The 16585-nt window shown below is 60.0% G+C and carries 16 protein-coding genes; 4 read left to right on the top strand and 12 right to left on the bottom strand.

Going from position 1 to position 16585, the window contains the following annotated elements; translation table 11 throughout:
* Window positions 1–5: 5 nt before the first annotated feature.
* The 3 genes from QMN23_RS12135 to QMN23_RS12145 are packed head-to-tail and all read right to left on the bottom strand — an operon-like array spanning window position 6 to window position 2140.
* Window positions 6–758 (bottom strand): thiamine pyrophosphate-dependent enzyme, encoded by a 753-nt coding sequence (locus tag QMN23_RS12135; RefSeq protein ID WP_281999577.1) that lies wholly within the window; start codon window positions 756–758, stop codon window positions 6–8.
* 42 nt (window positions 759–800) lie between these two features.
* A complete protein-coding gene (locus QMN23_RS12140; RefSeq protein ID WP_281999578.1) occupies window positions 801–1877 on the bottom strand; it encodes a 3-methyl-2-oxobutanoate dehydrogenase subunit VorB in 1077 nt (358 codons plus the stop codon).
* Window positions 1878–1936: 59 nt separating this feature from the next.
* Window positions 1937–2140, bottom strand: coding sequence for a 4Fe-4S dicluster domain-containing protein (locus tag QMN23_RS12145; RefSeq protein WP_281999579.1), 204 nt, complete (start codon window positions 2138–2140; stop codon window positions 1937–1939).
* 185 nt (window positions 2141–2325) lie between these two features.
* Between QMN23_RS12145 and QMN23_RS12150 the strand changes: the two genes are divergently transcribed.
* Window positions 2326–2817, top strand: a complete 492-nt coding sequence (locus QMN23_RS12150) for a MucR family transcriptional regulator (RefSeq protein WP_281999580.1) — start codon at window positions 2326–2328, stop codon at window positions 2815–2817.
* 60 nt (window positions 2818–2877) lie between these two features.
* Here the strand turns inward: QMN23_RS12150 and rsmA are convergent, their stop codons facing one another.
* The 7 genes from rsmA to QMN23_RS12185 form a co-directional block, all read right to left on the bottom strand.
* Entirely contained in the window at window positions 2878–3696 is an 819-nt protein-coding gene (gene rsmA, locus QMN23_RS12155) for a 16S rRNA (adenine(1518)-N(6)/adenine(1519)-N(6))-dimethyltransferase RsmA (protein WP_281999581.1), read from the bottom strand.
* A gap of 12 nt (window positions 3697–3708) precedes the next feature.
* On the bottom strand, window positions 3709–4746 hold the full coding sequence (tsaD, locus tag QMN23_RS12160; protein ID WP_281999583.1) for a tRNA (adenosine(37)-N6)-threonylcarbamoyltransferase complex transferase subunit TsaD: 1038 nt from the start codon (window positions 4744–4746) through the stop codon (window positions 3709–3711).
* 89 nt (window positions 4747–4835) lie between these two features.
* A complete protein-coding gene (locus QMN23_RS12165) occupies window positions 4836–6158 on the bottom strand; it encodes a PhoH family protein (RefSeq protein ID WP_281999584.1) in 1323 nt (440 codons plus the stop codon).
* A 48-nt stretch (window positions 6159–6206) separates the two neighbouring features.
* On the bottom strand, window positions 6207–6476 hold the full coding sequence (locus QMN23_RS12170; protein ID WP_281999585.1) for a hypothetical protein: 270 nt from the start codon (window positions 6474–6476) through the stop codon (window positions 6207–6209).
* Between the two features lie 78 nt (window positions 6477–6554).
* Complete coding sequence (locus QMN23_RS12175; protein WP_281999587.1) at window positions 6555–7700, bottom strand: aminotransferase class V-fold PLP-dependent enzyme; 1146 nt, start codon at window positions 7698–7700, stop codon at window positions 6555–6557.
* 26 nt (window positions 7701–7726) lie between these two features.
* A complete protein-coding gene (locus QMN23_RS12180; RefSeq protein WP_281999589.1) occupies window positions 7727–9043 on the bottom strand; it encodes a right-handed parallel beta-helix repeat-containing protein in 1317 nt (438 codons plus the stop codon).
* On the bottom strand, window positions 9040–10095 hold the full coding sequence (locus tag QMN23_RS12185; protein WP_281999591.1) for a GGDEF domain-containing protein: 1056 nt from the start codon (window positions 10093–10095) through the stop codon (window positions 9040–9042). The genes QMN23_RS12180 and QMN23_RS12185 overlap by 4 nt, the downstream gene beginning before the upstream one ends.
* A gap of 247 nt (window positions 10096–10342) precedes the next feature.
* Between QMN23_RS12185 and QMN23_RS12190 the strand changes: the two genes are divergently transcribed.
* Entirely contained in the window at window positions 10343–12568 is a 2226-nt protein-coding gene (locus QMN23_RS12190; RefSeq protein WP_281999593.1) for a vitamin B12-dependent ribonucleotide reductase, read from the top strand.
* Window positions 12569–12657: 89 nt separating this feature from the next.
* Here the strand turns inward: QMN23_RS12190 and QMN23_RS12195 are convergent, their stop codons facing one another.
* Window positions 12658–13488 carry an HDOD domain-containing protein gene (locus tag QMN23_RS12195; protein WP_281999595.1) on the bottom strand — a complete coding sequence of 277 codons (831 nt, stop codon included), beginning with the start codon at window positions 13486–13488 and terminating at the stop codon, window positions 12658–12660.
* A gap of 130 nt (window positions 13489–13618) precedes the next feature.
* Window positions 13619–13921, bottom strand: a complete 303-nt coding sequence (locus QMN23_RS12200) for a Smr/MutS family protein (RefSeq protein ID WP_281999597.1) — start codon at window positions 13919–13921, stop codon at window positions 13619–13621.
* 147 nt (window positions 13922–14068) lie between these two features.
* Here QMN23_RS12200 and QMN23_RS12205 point away from each other — a divergent pair, with 147 nt between their 5' ends.
* Complete coding sequence (locus QMN23_RS12205; RefSeq protein ID WP_281999598.1) at window positions 14069–14671, top strand: DUF4410 domain-containing protein; 603 nt, start codon at window positions 14069–14071, stop codon at window positions 14669–14671.
* Between the two features lie 69 nt (window positions 14672–14740).
* Window positions 14741–16525: a M3 family oligoendopeptidase gene (locus QMN23_RS12210; protein WP_281999599.1), complete on the top strand. Its 1785-nt coding sequence runs from the start codon at window positions 14741–14743 to the stop codon at window positions 16523–16525.
* Window positions 16526–16585: the final 60 nt, after the last annotated feature.

Genomic DNA, 16585 nt, shown 5'->3' on the forward strand with positions numbered 1-16585 from the left:
GCTCCTTATCGCCTTCCGCCGTCGGCCACGTCTTTGTAGACGCCGAGCGGGAAGTAGTCGATCATCTCCGAGCCGACACGCTCGTTGGCGGTGAGGGCGTCCATCCCCCAGTTGGTGGGACAGGCGGACAGAGCTTCGATAAATGAAAAGCCTTTTCCCTCCACCTGGTATCGGAACGCCTTTTTGATCTGCTTTTTGGCCTCCAACAGATTTTTCGGATTATTGACCGCCACCCGGGCGGAAAAAGCAACCCCTTCGAGCTGGGCCAGCAACTCCGCCATCCTGATCGGCGCGCCGTCCTTGGTCCGGTTTCTACCATAGGGCGAGGTGGAGGTTTTCTGGCCGACCAGGGTGGTCGGCGCCATCTGTCCACCGGTCATGCCGTAGGTAGTGTTATTGACAAAGATGACGGTGAGATCTTCCCCGCGGTTGGCAGCATGAATGATTTCGGAAGTACCAATGGCCGCCAGATCGCCGTCCCCTTGATAGGTAAAGACGAAGGTATCGGGCCGGGCTCGCTTTACGCCGGTGGCAACCGCCGGCGCTCGGCCATGGGGCGCCTCGACGACATCGATATCGAAATAACCGTAGAGAAAGACGGAACAGCCGACGGAGGCGACGCCGATGGTCCGGCCCTGGACGCCGAATTCATCCAGAGCTTCGGCGACGAGTCGGTGAAAGGTGCCGTGATGGCAGCCGGGACAGAAATGCGTCTGAATATCTTTGAGACTGACTGGTCTCTTGAAAACCTGTTGCATGGCAAAACCTCGCATGGGCGATGATTATAGAGCGGGTAAAACCTATCGTCCCGGCACTGGCACCGGATAATGCTTTTCAATCTGCACCAGCAGCTCTTCCGGCGTCGGCAGCGAACCAGCCCCGGGGGGACGGCCGTAAAAGCAGACCTCGGCGTCGCGGGTAACCGACAGCCGGACATCCTCGACCATCTGCCCGGCGTTGAGTTCCACATCAAGCACCTTCTTGCAGTTCTGCGTGGCGACGGCAAATGCTTGAGCAGGGAAAGGAAACAGCGTGATCGGCCGGAGGAGACCGACCTTGAGCCCCTTTTCCCGAGCCGCCATCACCGCGCTTTTGGCGATGCGCGCCGCCGAACCGAAGGCGGTAACGGCTAACTCGGCATCGTCCAGCAAGAACTCTTCCCAGCGGGCTTCCTTCTCCCGCAGTTCGGCATAGCGACCATGGAGCTTCCAGTTATGGGCCTCCAATTCGCCGTCGCCCAGATAGAGAGACTTCACCACCCGCTGCTCGCCGGCCCCTTTTCCTCGCACCGCCCACTCTTTGACCGGCAGCTCCCGCACCGGACGCGTGTTGGGGACAAACGACTCCTTCATCTGGCCGATTACCGAATCGCCGAGGATCATCGCCGGCATCCGGTACAGATCGGCCAGGTCGAAGGCCAGCATGGTCAGGTCGTACATCTCTTGCACCGATGATGGCGCAAGGACGATAATATGGTAGCCGCCGTGACCTCCCCCCTTTACCGCCTGAAAATAATCGGCCTGGGAAGCATCAATCCCCCCCAGCCCCGGTCCCGACCGGCAGATATTGACAATCACTCCCGGCAGTTCGGCACCGGCCATATAGGAAATCCCCTCCTGTTTCAGGGAAATCCCCGGGCTTGACGAGGAGGTCATGGCCCGGACGCCAGTAGCTGCGGCACCAAGCAACATATTGATCGAGGCTACTTCACTCTCCGCCTGCAGAAATTCACCGCCAAGCTTGGGCAATTCACGCGACATGTATTCCGGGATGTCGCTCTGGGGGGTAATGGGATAACCGAAATAGTAACGGCATCCGGCTTCAATCGCCGCCATGGCCAACGCCTCGTTCCCCTTCATAAACAATCGCTTCGTCAAAAGAACCTCCGCTCTGTCAGATAACAATCCGGGGCAACCGGAAGTATCGGCAGATATTCTTACTTGAAAACCGTTATGGCTACATCAGGGCAAATCTCCGCGCAGAGAGCACAGCCGGTACATTGTTCACAGCGGGTGAAACGTGCTGTCACATAACCATGCTTGTTGATGATTTCGCCCATTACTATCAGCTTGCGGGAGCAGGCAAGCGTGCAAAGACCGCATCCTTTACAGCGCAATTCATCTATCTCAATAGTAGCCATGTGCGTTATCCTTTTCACATAATTCTTGCGTATACGGACACAAAACCAAGCTAACAAAATTCAAGTCAGAGAGTCAAACGATAATTGGATTACGAAACAAATGAATTTATCGCTTGATTTTGCAAAATTATCTAGTTAAATATAACCACAGTTACGTTCTGTTTTACTTATTACAGGAGGGAAAAATGGCACCGACCCTATTGGAACTGACGGCAAGCATTGTATCTTCCCACGCAGCAGTGTCAGAGCTTTCTACTGAGGAACTGGTACAGGAGATCCAGAAGATCTACTCTACCCTGCAACAACTCGAAGGAGGCGTTGCCGAAGCGGGACAGGCAGAAGAACAGAAAGCTCCGGCCATGACCTTGAAGAAGGCTTTCCAACCCGATCAGGTCTGTTGCATGATTTGCGGCAAAGGGGGAATGAAGACCCTGACCCGTCACCTGGCCCAGGTACACAACATGAAACCGGGCGAATACCGCAAACAGTTCGGTATCCCGAGCAGCCAGCCCCTGACCGCCAAAAAATTCTCCGAAGCCCGCAAGAAGATGGCCCAAGAGCGAGGCCTCGCCGATAATCTTGCCAAGGCCCGTGCCGTCCGGGCAGCCAAACTCAAAGAGAAAAAGGCCGCTGTTGCCGAGAAACCGGCCAAGGCTCCTCGCAAGAAAAAGGCCTGAGCCACCATCCGACTGACAGATGTTTCTCCGAAGCCGTCCGCACTCCGCGGGCGGCTTCTTTCATTCCGGCAGGCGGCGCATCAGCAATGCCCGGGTCAGCAGCGCAAATTCATCGAGCGTTAACGTTTCGCCCCGTCGCTGCAAGTCAATGCCGCTGTCATCCAGCGCCGCAGCGATCGCCTCGTCGGCAACGCCGAGCGAGGCGCCCTTCAGGCAATTCCAGATCGTCTTCCGCCGCATGGCGAAGGCGCCTTTCACAACGCGCCGAAACAGCCGCTCATCGCCCACGGCAACCCGAGGTTCGGACAAGGGGACAAACGACAGTACTGCCGAATCAACTTTCGGTACCGGATGAAACGAGCCCGGTTTGACGATGAATTCGCGTACAACGTCGAAATACAGCCGGAAGAGCACCGACAAGGCGCCATACTCCTTCCCCCCCGGGGTGGCTGCCAGCCGATCACCCACCTCTTTTTGCAGCATCAGGACCAGTCGGGAAAAAAGCGCACGATGCTCAAGAAAGGCGAACAGGACGGGCGTGGAGATATTGTACGGTAGATTCGCGGCAACTTTCCACTGCTGGCCGACAGTGGGAGCCAGCAAGGTCTGAATATCGACGGCGAGGATGTCCGCCTCGACAATTTCCACGCGAGGATTCCCGGCGAACTTTTCCCGCAGCAGTGGCACCAGCCGGGAATCGAGTTCGACGGCCACCAGCCGCGCGCAGCCCGGCACGAGGAGTTCAGTGAGCGCCCCTTTCCCCGGGCCAACCTCGAGAATCCGGTCGGTGGGGGCAAGCGCGACGCATTCGGCAATGCGGCTCAGAACATTGCGGTCGGTCAGAAAATTCTGGCCAAGCGATTTTTTCGCACGGATCATGAGGCCATCCGGTCAGTGGCTGTCGGCATTATCCCTCCACCGGCCCAGCTTGTCGAGCGGCCAGGATGCCAGGGCATCGAGGGAGAAATCGCCGCGAAGGCCCTGTTCCAGGTAATAGTCAGCCGGCACCGCAATCATGGCCGCATTGTCGCTGCAGAGGAGCGGCGACGGGATCAGCAACTCCACCCCCCGTTGCCGCGCCATTTCCGTCATTGTTCGCCGTAAGACGCTGTTGCAGGCCACCCCACCGGCCACCACCACCCGCTCGATGCCATCCGCTTCGGCTGCCTGGAAGGTCTTTGCCACAAGCACGTCACAGACCGCCCGCTGGAACGAAGCACACAGGTCGTTGATGGTCACGGCCCCTTCGCTCAGGGGGTGTTTCTGCAGATACGTCAAGACCGCCGTCTTCAGGCCGCTGAAACTGAAATTGCAGCTGCCGTCATGAAGGAGCGGCCGGGGAAGTGCCACCGCCAGCTCGTTACCCGTCGCTGCCAACCGGTCGATCTCGATGCCGCCCGGATAGGGGAGCCCGAGCAGCTTGGCCACCTTGTCGAAGGCTTCGCCGGCCGCATCGTCCAGGGTCTGGCCGAGGGGACGGTAGCGGCCGAACCCTTCGACCCGGTAGAGGTGGGTATGCCCTCCCGAAACCGCCAGCGCCAGGAAAGGGAAGGCAACGGGACGTTCCAGGAAGATCGCCGCCAGGTGCCCCTCGATATGATTAATCCCGATCAGCGGCAACCGGCGGGCAAAGGCGATCGCCTTGGCAACCGACACCCCGACCAGCAGCGCCCCCGCCAGTCCCGGCCCCTGGGTAACCGCAATCCCCTCGATCTCGTCAAGGGAGACGGCAGCCGACGCCAGCGCCTCGCCAATCACCAGCGGGATGGCTTCCAGATGTTTCCGGGAGGCGATTTCGGGCACAACTCCGCCGTATTCGGCGTGGACTTTCACCTGGGAAGAGATGACATTGGCAAGGACCTCTCTCCCGTTACGGACCACGGCCGCTGCGGTTTCGTCACATGATGTCTCGATAGCAAGAAGAAGCATTGGGGAACCGGGAATCTGCGTCGGATAGCCCTCTCCACGATCTCCCGCGCAGCAAGATTGTGGAGAGGGCAGCTTGATCATTCTTACGGCTACAGCAGGTTGGCTGCCAGTTCGGCCAGTTCGGAACGCTCACCTTTGGTCATAATCACATGGCCGGCGATCGCCTGCTCCTTGAACCGTTCGACGACGTACGTCAGCCCGTTGCTGGCGGAGTCGACATAGGGGTTATCGATCTGGTAGGGGTCGCCGGTCAGGACGATCTTCGTCCCCTCTCCCGCCCGGGTGATGATCGTCTTGATCTCGTGAGGGGTGAGGTTCTGCGCTTCGTCGACGATCATGTACTGAAGCGGGATCGAGCGACCGCGGATGTAGGTAAGGGGCTCGATATCAAGAATCCCCATGGCCATCAGCTCCTTGTACCCCTTGCTGTGCCGTTTCTCCGCCTCGTGCCCCGACAGTAGCAGCTCGACGTTGTCGAAGATTGGCTGCATCCACGGCATCAGCTTCTCCTCAATGTCCCCGGGAAGGAACCCGAGATCTCGTCCCATGGGGAACACCGGCCGCGAAACCAGCAGTCGGTTGTACTGGTTCTCTTCAGCGGTTTTTTGCAACCCGGCAGCGATGGCAAGCAGCGTCTTCCCCGTCCCGGCCTTGCCGACCAGGGTCACCAGCTTGACGGAATCGTCGAGCAACAGGTCGAAAGCATAAGCCTGTTCCCGATTGCGGGGGAAAATGTTCCAGATCCCCTCCTTGCCGGTCTTCAAAAGCGGCACCACCCGCTTCTGGTCGGCCCGGTATTTGCCCAGGGCGGTATGGGACGGATTGCCCATATCCCGCAGGGTCACGAACTGGTTGGGCCAAAAGCTCTGGTCCGGCAGTTCGACCCACCCCTGGCCGTGGAAGCGATCGACCAGCCCGGCATCGACGTCCAGTTCGGCAAAGCCGGTGTAGAGTTCCTGGATATCGACCTTGTCCGATTCGTAATCTTCCGCCCGAAGGCCCAAAGCATCAGCCTTGATGCGCAGGTTGGTGTCCTTGGTGACGAAGACCACCGGCGTCGACTCATCCTGTTCCTGGACGTGAAGGGCCACCGCGAGAATGCGGTTATCCCCCCGCTCCTCCCGGAGCTCGGGAGGGAGGCGCTTCATGATCCGCTCTTCGTACATGTCGACCCGGAGGATGCCGCCGCCTTCAAGGGTAATGCCGGTCGACAACGAACCGATCTGCCGCATCTCGTCGAGATAGCGCGACACTTGGCGGGCATTGCGGCCAGTTTCGTTCATGTCTTTCTTGAACCGGTCAACCTCCTCGATGACGGTAATCGGAATGATGATGTTGTTTTCCTTGAATTTGTAGATCGCTTGGGGGTCGTACAATAGGACGTTGGTATCGAGCACAAAGTTCTTGATCATGGTTCCTTCTTCCGCATGGTAAAGTAGTGGAGCCGACGTAAAAGGCGGCTATTTTTCGATGACGTGCACCTGCAGGCCGGTGGAAACGGCCAGAATTTTGATATAAACCGGCCGATCGCGATATTTGGCATCGAGCACCACCTCTCCTTCACGGTTCAGGGCCGCCAGGACGCTCTCGGGCGATTCCTTGATCGTATAGAAGTTGTAGATGCCAGTATTGTACAACTCATCCTTGGTTACCGGCCGCTCGGGAGGGAGAGAGCAACCGGCACAGGCTACCGCGGCCAGGCAAAGTATCCCGATGATCCGCTTTTTCATTGCACACTCCTCCATCGCTCCCGCTCCGGCGGGACCGAATCGGTAAATTATTCCCGTCAGACGAGCATATTCCCACCGTCAGCTGCTCCGGGCAATCTGCGCCAGCGCCGCCAGCAAAGCATCGACATCATGGTCGGCATTGAAATAGCCGGGGCTGATCCGGATTGTCCCCCCGGGATAGGTCCCGATGGTTCGATGGGCATCCGGCGCACAATGGAGACCTACCCGGACGGAGATATCGAAGTCGTTATCCAGGCGGAAGCCGACGGTTTGGGGATCGATCCCCGCCACCGTGATACTGACAACGCCGCCGCGAGGTTCATCACCAGCCGGCCCGTGCACGGTAACGGCCGGGATTTCCGCCAGCCCGGCCAGCAGCCGGGAAACCAGCAGTTGTTCCCGATCCCGAATCTGTCCAACACCGATTTTCCGGACAAATTCTACGCCGGCCTTGAGTCCGGCAATCCCGGGCGTATTGAGAGTGCCGCTCTCGAATCGCTCGGGCATCGCCGCCGGTTGGTCGAGCTCCGACGAGAAGCTCCCCGTGCCGCCAACCATCAGCGGCGTCAACTCCACCCCTTCGGCCAGGTAAAGCACCCCGGTCCCCTGTGGACCGAGCAATCCTTTATGGCCTGGCGCCGCCAGGAGATCGATCCCCAGCGCGGGAGCATCGATCGGTATCATCCCGGCACTCTGGGCGGCATCAACCAAAAGGAGCGCCCCGGCGCGGCGGGCGATGGCCGCGATTTCACCGATCGGCTGGATGGCGCCGGTAACGTTGGAGCAATGGGCCAAGGCAACCAAGCGGGTTTTCGGCCGAAGGGCGGCCGCCACCTGCGCCGCGGTGACAAAGCCGTGCCGATCGGCCTCGACCCGGGTAACCGCCACCCCTTGCCGGCCGAGCAGATGGAGCGGCCGGGCCAGGGAATTATGCTCCACCGTGGTAGTGATCACGTGATCGCCGGGCCGCAGCAGGCCAAACAACGCCAGATTGAGCGATTCAGTGGCGCTGTGGGTGAAGACGACGCGGGACGAATCGGCAATGCCGAACAGCGCCGCGACCTCCTCCCGGGCCTCGAAAACCAGCCGGGTCGCTGCCATCCCCCGTCGATAGCCGCCACGCCCCGGACCGACGCCAATCTCGCGCAACGCCAGATCAACCGCATTGTAAACGCTGTCGGGTTTCGGGAATGAGGTAGCTGCATTGTCCAGGTAGATCGACATGAGGGGAAAACCTAGCATGGCACTAGCTATTTGGCAACGGAATTCATGGCCGGCAACTCCGGTTTGGCGGCAAGGGGAGGATCGGCAACCACCGGGCCGCGGCCGGCATCCATCCGCTGATCGAAGATGCGGCTGCCGACCTTGCCGTCAGCGGCTTCCCACCAGTTGGCGATTGCCCGGAATTCCTCGGGACCGTCGTTATAGATATCGTAGCGCTCGTTGCCGGAAAAGACGTTTCCCCAGGCAATACCCTTACCGTCCGCCACCCGGAGGCCGACCGCATTCCCCGTCAGGAGATTGCCGGTCAGCCGGACCCGCGAGCGGACCAGCATCACGCCATTGCGACGGTTGCCGGCAATGCGCCCGCCGGTAACCATCCCCTGGCAATCGGTCAACACGAGGCCATCACCGTTCTGCTCAACCGTACATTCCGCCAGGTTGAGCCGCGAGCCATCGGCAACGATGCCGGTTTCCCGGTTGGCGACGATCGTCAGCCCCTCCAATTGCAACGAGCTCTCCGTCGCCGCTATTCCCTTCCCGTTGCTTCGAATCCGGACCTGCCGCACGATAGCCTCGCTGTCATGCAGTTCGAGCCCGCGAGCCGACGCCGAGACGCTTCCTCCCTCCATCGTGACCAGACAATCCTGGAAGCGACAGCCGGAGCCGCAGGAGGCGAAGTCGCTCCGCATCACGGTAACGGTGGAAAATGCCGCATCGATGCCAGCGCTTGCCCCTTCGATCTGACAGTATTCAAGACTGTTGTTTTTTCCGCTGCCGAGGAGAACGATGCCGCGCCATTCGCCGGCCTGCGGATCGGGGAAGACAGAAGTAAAGCGCACCGGCGCCTCCGCAGTACCGCGCGCCACCAGTCTGCCCTCGACAAGCAACAACGGGCCGGCAGCTGCTCCCGCGACGGTCCGCCGGAAACGGATCACCGTTCCCGGTTCGATCGTCAGCGTTGTCTGCGGGGCGATGGTTACCGCACCTTCCACCTGCACCTCGCCACGCCAGGTCGTGTCTTCGGTAAGAAGGACGTTACGATACTGCGCTGTCGACGATGGGACGATAGCAGCGGGCGCCAGGCGGGTAATCCCCGGCAAGGGAACGGCGGGATGCGCTGACGGCACCGGCGCCGCGGCCGGCAGAGAAGAAACACTTGCAGGGGTCACGGCCGGCTTTCCACCTTCCGGCAACGCCGGTCTGTTCTCGTGCCGAGCTTCCTTGACCGCCGCTGGCGCAGTGGCGGCGGCCTGATCGCGGCCGAACAGACCGTTCAAATCAACACAGCCGTTAAGTGAAAGCGCGACAAGAGAAATTCCAAGCAACATCGGCACCGACTTCACGCGGGTTCCTCCCGATAATAGATCCGGTTTTTACCGAACTCCTTGGCCCGGTACAACAGGTCGTCCACCTGCTTCAGCAAATCGCCACGCGTTTCGCCATCCCGGGGATAGGTGGCAACGCCGACGCTGACGGTCACGCCATGCGTTGCGACGTTGTCCAGAACGCTGCCGCTCCGTTCTTCGACGAGCCGGCGCAGTCGTTCGGCAACCTGCAGGGCCATGGCGAAATCGGTTTCCGGCAAGAGCACGATAAACTCTTCCCCGCCGTAGCGGAAGGCGAGATCCGCCCCCCGCAACGCCTCGCCCAGAAAATCGCCCATGGCGGCAAGCACCCGGTCACCGTTGGGATGGCCGTAAGTGTCGTTGAACTTCTTGAAGTCGTCGACATCGAGCATGATGAGGGAAAGGAGCTTGCCGTAGCGCTTGGCGCGATTCAACTCGCGATTGAAGGCCTGCTGGAAATAGCGGTGGTTGTACAGACCGGTCAGGGCATCGGTTATCGCCATGATCTGGGTTTTCATGTGCAGCTGGGCATTATCGATAGCCATGGCGGCAAACGAAGCGAGCACCGACAGGAGCTTCAGCTTGTTCGGGTCGAAATGCCGGGGGACAAAATCGTCGAGATAGAGGATACCGACTGTGCGCTGCTGAATCTTGAGCGGAATGCAGATCAGCGAGCGGATCCCCTCCGCCAGGGCGATCGGATTTCTGAAGAAGCCGGTTTTGGCGGTGTCATCGATGAATAGGATCTCGCCGCCGGTAATGGCGTGCTCGTTGAGCCCAGCCGGTTTGACCTCCCACCGCTCGTTCTTGACGAACTCGGCGGTCAGCCCCTCATGGGCATGGAGGGTCAGTTCGTTCCGGAGATTATCGTAAAGAGCGATACTTCCTGCCGGGGTCCCGGCGAAACGCATGGCACTGCTCAGAATCGCCTGGAGCACCGTATCGAGATCAAGGGTGGAGACGACGGCCCGGGCGACCTCGATCAGGTCCTTTAACGCAACAACTTCGGCTTCAAGAGTCTCTTTGGCACATTCAGGACAACGCTCCATCGCTCACCTCGCCGTTTGCGCAAAGTATGATTTTTTATCACAAACAGATCGGTTTGTAAATTCCGCTCTACCCTGCCGGCGGTCGTTTCGCGCGCTCAGTCCGCCATACTTTTGTCTAATCAGGCTGTTACGCTATTATTTTTTAATCCTTGACAGACCATAGATATTGTGGTTATTTTCCCAAGCAAGCACAACATATATGGGCAAACCCTGTTTTGTTATTTCGCTGCGCCAAGGAGAGACAACGATGCCAGAGACGAAAATGACTGAAATCCCCGGACTTTCGAAAAATGCCCGCACGGTTCTCGAAAAGCGTTATCTGAAACGGGACAGCGATGGCAAGGTCCTCGAAACCCCGGTCGACATGTTCCAGCGGGTCGCCAGGGCCATTGCCGACGCCGACCGCAAATTCGACAAAAAGGCCGACACCAAGGCCCGTGCCGATCAGTTCTTCCGGATCATGACCTCCTTCGAATTCCTCCCCAATTCACCGACCCTGATGAATGCCGGGCGCGAGTTGGGCCAGCTCTCCGCTTGCTTCGTCCTGCCGGTCGGCGACGCCATGGAAGATATCTTCGACGCCGTCAAATACACCGCCCTGATCCACAAGTCCGGGGGCGGCACCGGCTTCTCCTTCTCGCGCCTCCGGCCCGCCAACGATGTGGTCATGTCTACCAAAGGGATTTCGAGCGGCCCGATCTCTTTCATGCGGGTCTTCGACGCCGCCACCGAAACCATCAAGCAGGGGGGGACCCGCCGCGGTGCCAACATGGGGATCCTGCGGGTCGATCATCCGGACATCATGGATTTCATCATGTGCAAGGATGATCAGAAGCAGCTGAACAACTTCAACATCTCCGTCGGACTGACCGAAGCCTTCATGGAGGCGGTAGAGCGCGACCAGGAGTACAACCTGATCAATCCCCGCGACGGGCAGCCGTGCGGCACCCTGAACGCCCGGAAGGTGTTCAGCCGGATCGTCAAGCAGGCCTGGAAAAACGGCGAGCCGGGGATCATCTTCCTCGACCGGCTCAACAAGGACAACCCGACCCCGAAGATCGGCATGATCGAATCGACCAACCCCTGCGGCGAGCAGCCGCTCCTTCCCTACGAATCGTGCAATCTGGGCTCGATCAACCTGGGGAAAATGGTCAAGGACGGCGAGGTCAACTGGAGTCGGCTGAAGGAGGTCGTCCAGCTGGCGGTCCATTTCCTCGACAACGTCATCGAAGTCAATAACTACCCGCTCCCCCAAATCGACGAGATGACCCGCAGCAACCGCAAGATCGGCCTGGGGGTCATGGGGTGGGCGGACATGCTGATCCTCCTCGGCATCCCCTACAACTCGGTCGAGGCGATCCGGCTCGGCGAAAAGGTAATGCACTTCATCAACGAAGAGGGCAGGATTTACTCCCGGCAGTTGGCCGCTTCCCGGGGCACCTTCCCCAATTTCGCCGGTTCCGTCTACGATCGGCCGGGCGAAGGACCGATCCGTAACGCCACGGTCACCACCATCGCCCCCACCGGCACCATCTCGATCATCGCCAATGCCTCCTCGGGAGTCGAACCGCTGTTCGCCGTCTCCTTCGTCCGCCAGGTGCTCGACAAGAACATTCTGGTCGAGGTCAATCCGATCTTCGAAGAGATCGCCAAAGAGGGGGGCTTCTATTCCGATGAACTGATGCAGCGGATCGCCGAGCACGGTACCGTCCAGGATATCCATGAAATCCCCGAGGAAGTGCGCCGGGCCTTCGTCACCGCCCACGACATCACGCCGGAAGTGCATATCGAGATGCAGGCCGCCTTCCAGAAATACACCGACAACGCGGTCTCGAAGACGGTCAACTTCCCCAACAGCGCCACCATTGAGGATGTGGAGAAGGTCTACCGCCTTGCTTACCAGCTCGGCTGCAAAGGGGTTACCATCTACCGCGACGGCTCCCGCGACGAGCAAGTTCTCTCCACCGGCAAGAAGGAAGAGCCGGAAAAGGCCGCCCATGCCGAAGAGAAACGCTCCATCAAGCGGGAACGTCCCCGGGCGCTCAAGGGGTGGACCTACCAGATGCAGACCGGCTGCGGTCCCCTCTATGTCACCATCAACGAAGACCGGGCCGGTCTTTTCGAACTCTTCACCACCATGGGGAAAGCCGGCGGCTGCGCCGCCTCCCAGAGCGAAGCGATCGGCAGGATGGTTTCGCTGGCGTGGCGGAGCGGCGTCCAAGCACGCCAGGTAATCAAGCAGCTCCTCGGCATCTCCTGCCACTGCCCGGCCGGCTTCGGCGAAAGCAAGGTCCTTTCCTGTGCCGATGCCGTGGCCAAGGCGATCCAGGCCCATATGCAGGCTGCCGGCTACGATACCGGCCTGGAACTGCAGGCGCCGGAACGGGGGGCCTGCCCCGAGTGCGGCGGTATCGTCGAGCACGAAGGTGGTTGCATGGTCTGCCGGGTCTGCGGCTACAGCGAATGCGCCTGAGCTGACTCTGCTCCTGAAAACACGAAAGGCCTGCCGGATTGGCAGGCCTTTCGTGTTTTCTCTTCTCTGACGGGGCAATGCCCCGACAGTTACAACTCGTCCCCCCGGGTATCTTCCAGTACCACCGCCAGTTCGGCACATTCGAGATCGCTCAGGCCGACGACGGCCAGTTCGGGAAGGGTCGTCAGCGGTACCGCCGGCTCACTACTCAGGCTCAACCCTGCCTCGCGGCAGGCGGCATTGACCAAGCGGACGATTGCCAGAACCTGGTTGTCGGGGGCACAGGACGCAAGGTGGTGGTCGGCGGCCACGCTACAATAGAGCTCCGGCAGCGACCAGTGCCGGAGAATTCGGGCGCCCTGTTCGGCATGGAGTTCGGCGAAGATCTCCAGCATCATCTCCCCTTCCAGCGCCACCGTGGCGACACCGTTTTTCGTCAGACGCTCTACTGCCTTCAGCAGATAAAGCTTTCCCACGTCATGAAGCAGCCCGGACATGTAGGCCTGTTCGGTAAGATGACGCATCCCGGCGTGTTCGGCAACCCAGCGGCAACCGACGGCGCAGGCGTGGCTGTGATGCCAGAGATCGGTCATGAACCGGTCCAACACCGGGTTATCGGAGGCATGGAGAGAAGCCTGGGAAACCGCCAGAGCGAGGTTCGATACCTGCTGCGCGCCGAGCCGGACCACGGCGTCCTTGATCGTCTCGACCCGGGCCCGCCCCCCGTAATAGCTCGAATTGGCCATTTTCAGGATCTGCGTGGCGAGTGAGGGGTCGTCGTTGATGAGCCTGATAACCTCCTCGATGGTAAAGTTTTCTTCGGCAAGCATCTCTTGCAGCTTCATCGCCACGGGATGGAAAACCAGCAGTTCAGCAGGCTGGTTGGACAATAAGCGTTTGATGGTCAGCGACAGGGCCATGGATCAACTCCTCAACGGCAACACTCGATTTGGCGGCAGCACCCGAAAAGCCCGCCGGCCATAAAGATATTTATATATTCCATGAAGTCATTTGGTGCAAACGAAATCTGCCGGCCGACGACAAGAAGGTCTACTGCCCCCCCTCGTCCTCTCCCAGGACAGCCGGCCGAAGTTCCACGAGCGTCGCCCCCCAGCCGCCGGCGTCTTCTCCCGCAAGCCGGTAGGAAGCAACCAGCGGCAACCGCGCCAGAACGGCATGGACGGTGGCCCGCAGCGTCCCGGTCCCCTTGCCATGGATGATCCGGACGGACAGGATGCCCCTCTTCCGGCACTCGGCCAGGTAGGTGGGCACCAGGTCGCGAACCTCACGCGGGATAAACATGTGCAAATCCAGGATGCCGTCGATCGGCACCACTACCGGCTTGTCTTCCATGGGAACTCCTTCGGGCGCCACTGGCGAATGCGCGCCCTGACGCCAATCCTACCGCATCTCCCGAAGTGTGGTACACTTTTTCTTTATTATCGTCTCTCTTTGGCCGATAACGGATAGATGAAGTCATTTTTCTTTCAGGAGGAAACAATGCACGGAAAAAGCTGGCTCACCCTGTTCGCCCTCGCCATCCTGCTCATTGCCACCGGTCGGGCAGTGGCGCAGGAAGCCCCCCTGCCGAAACCCGACGTACTGACCGAGGAGGCGATCTTCACCCCCAATAAACTCTCCAGCTATGACAACATCGTCATCAAGGATTTCACCACCGACGGCGCCGAATACTCGCGGGTCGACGATGAGGAAAAAACCAAGATCGACGCGATGAAACCACTGCTCGTCTCGACGATCGCCGAAAGCTTGGCAATGCAGCTGAAGGAACGCAAACTGTTCAAACAGGTAGCCAGGAACCAGGGCCTTCCGGGGAAAACAGTCGTTCTCGAAGGGGCGATCACCGAATTCAACGCCGGCAGCCGGGCTCTGAAATTCTTTGTCGGTTTCGGCGCCGGCAAGGCGTACCTGAAAGTGAAGGGGCGGCTGATCGACGGGCAGAGCGGCAAGGAACTGGCAACCTTCGAGGATCGTGAAACCGGCTACCGCGGTGCCATGGGGATGGAAAGCTACGAGGACCTTTTCCCCCACCAGGCGAAAAGTATCGGCGAAAACATCGCCAACTTCATCGAAAAACTCTATTGATTACCCGCCATCTATGATAAGCCAGAGGGGAGCACTTCACCGTGCTCCCATTTTTTTGCGAGGGAACCGATGACGACCGACATTACCCGCCTGCTCTGGAACACCACTGCACTGTATACCGCTCCAACCGCCCCGGAACTGGCGGACGACCTGACCGCCGGGGCCCGTGAGGCGGGCGCCTTCCGCGAAAAGTACCAGGGGAAGGTCACCCTGCTCGACGACGCCGGGCTCACGGCGGCGCTCACGGCCTACGAGCGGCTCAACGAACTGCTGCTCAAACCCCAACTGTATGCCCATCTCCTGTTCGCCGCCGATGCCGAGGACGACGACAACAAGAGACTATCACAGCGGACCGCCGAATTCGGCAACCGAATGAGCCGCGAACTGCTCTTTTTCGACCTGGAGATCATGGATATCCCCGACGAGCGCTATGCGAAGCTGGCAGCCACTCCGGAGCTCGCTCCCTACCGTCACTACCTGGACAGTGTCCGGCGCTTTCGCCGCCACACCCTGAAGGAGCGGGAAGAGCAGCTGCTCAAGCTGAAGAACCTGACCGGTGCCGAGGCGTTCTCCCGGCTGTTCGACGAGCTCACCTCCTCATTACGCTACCGGATGGAACTGGAGGGAGAAGAGCGGGAATTCACCGGCGAAGAGCTGCTGGGACTGCTCCATCATGCTGACGGCACGGTACGGGAGCAGGCCTTCTCCACCTTCCTGCGGCGCCACGAAGAAGAAGGGATCGTTCTTGCCACCATCTTCAACACCATCGCCCTCGACCATGGCCAGGAACTGGAGCTCCGCGCCTACCACCACCCGATGGAGCCGACCAACCTTGGCAACGAGCTCCCCGAAGAGGTCGTCAACCGGCTGATGGAAGTATCCGAAGCCAATTACGGCCTGGCCCGCGACTATTTCCGGCTCAAGGCGCAGCTGCTCGGCCTGCCGAAGCTGAAAAACACCGACATCTACGCGCCGGTCGGCGAAACCGGCCGGCGCTTCACCTTTGACGAAGCCCGGGAACTGGTTCTCGCGGCGTACGGCGAATTCAATCCTGACTTCCGCTCGATCGTCGCCGCCTTCTTCGCCGAGCGGCGGATCGACGTCCTCCCCCGTCCCGGCAAATCGGGGGGGGCCTTCTGCATGGGGATGACTCCGCACCTCCCCCCGTACGTGCTGCTCAACTTCACCGGCAACCTGCGGGACGTCGCCACACTGGCCCACGAACTGGGGCATGGTCTCCACTTCGTCCTCGCCCAGCGGCAGACCATGCTCAACTACCATGCGCCGCTCCCCCTGGCCGAGACAGCTTCAGTCTTCGGCGAGATGCTCCTCACCCGTTTCCTGCTGAACCGCGAACCGGAGCACCGGACAAAGATCGCCCTTCTCTGCGCCAAGATCGAGGATATCATCGCCACGACCTTCCGTCAGAACGTGCTCACCCGTTTCGAAGAGCGGCTGCACCTGGAACGGCAGGCAGGGCTGGTCACCGCCGGCCGGCTCGGCGACCTCTGGTGGGAGGAAAACGGTAAACTGTACGGCGACGCGGTGGAAATGATCGAACCGTACCGCTGGGGATGGAGCTACATCTCCCACTTCATCCACGCCCGGTTCTACTGCTATTCGTACACCTTCGCCGAACTGCTCGTCCTCTCCCTTTACCAGAAGTACCTGGACGAGGGAGCGGCCTTCATACCCACCTATATCGACCTGCTTGCCAGCGGCGGCTCCCGATCACCGGCCGACACGGTCCGTCCTGCCGGCATCGACCTGGCCGATCCCCACTTCTGGCAGAAGGGGTATGATTTCCTTGCAGAGTTGATTGTCGAACTGAAGGAGCTGGTCGGAAACGCCTGAGGATATAGTCAAGAGCGACTCACCAGATTCTGACGAAAAAAAAGGCCGCCCGATACTGTC

The sequence above is a fragment of the Geotalea uraniireducens genome, from assembly GCF_027943965.1.
GTDB lineage: Bacteria > Desulfobacterota > Desulfuromonadia > Geobacterales > Geobacteraceae > Geobacter > Geobacter uraniireducens.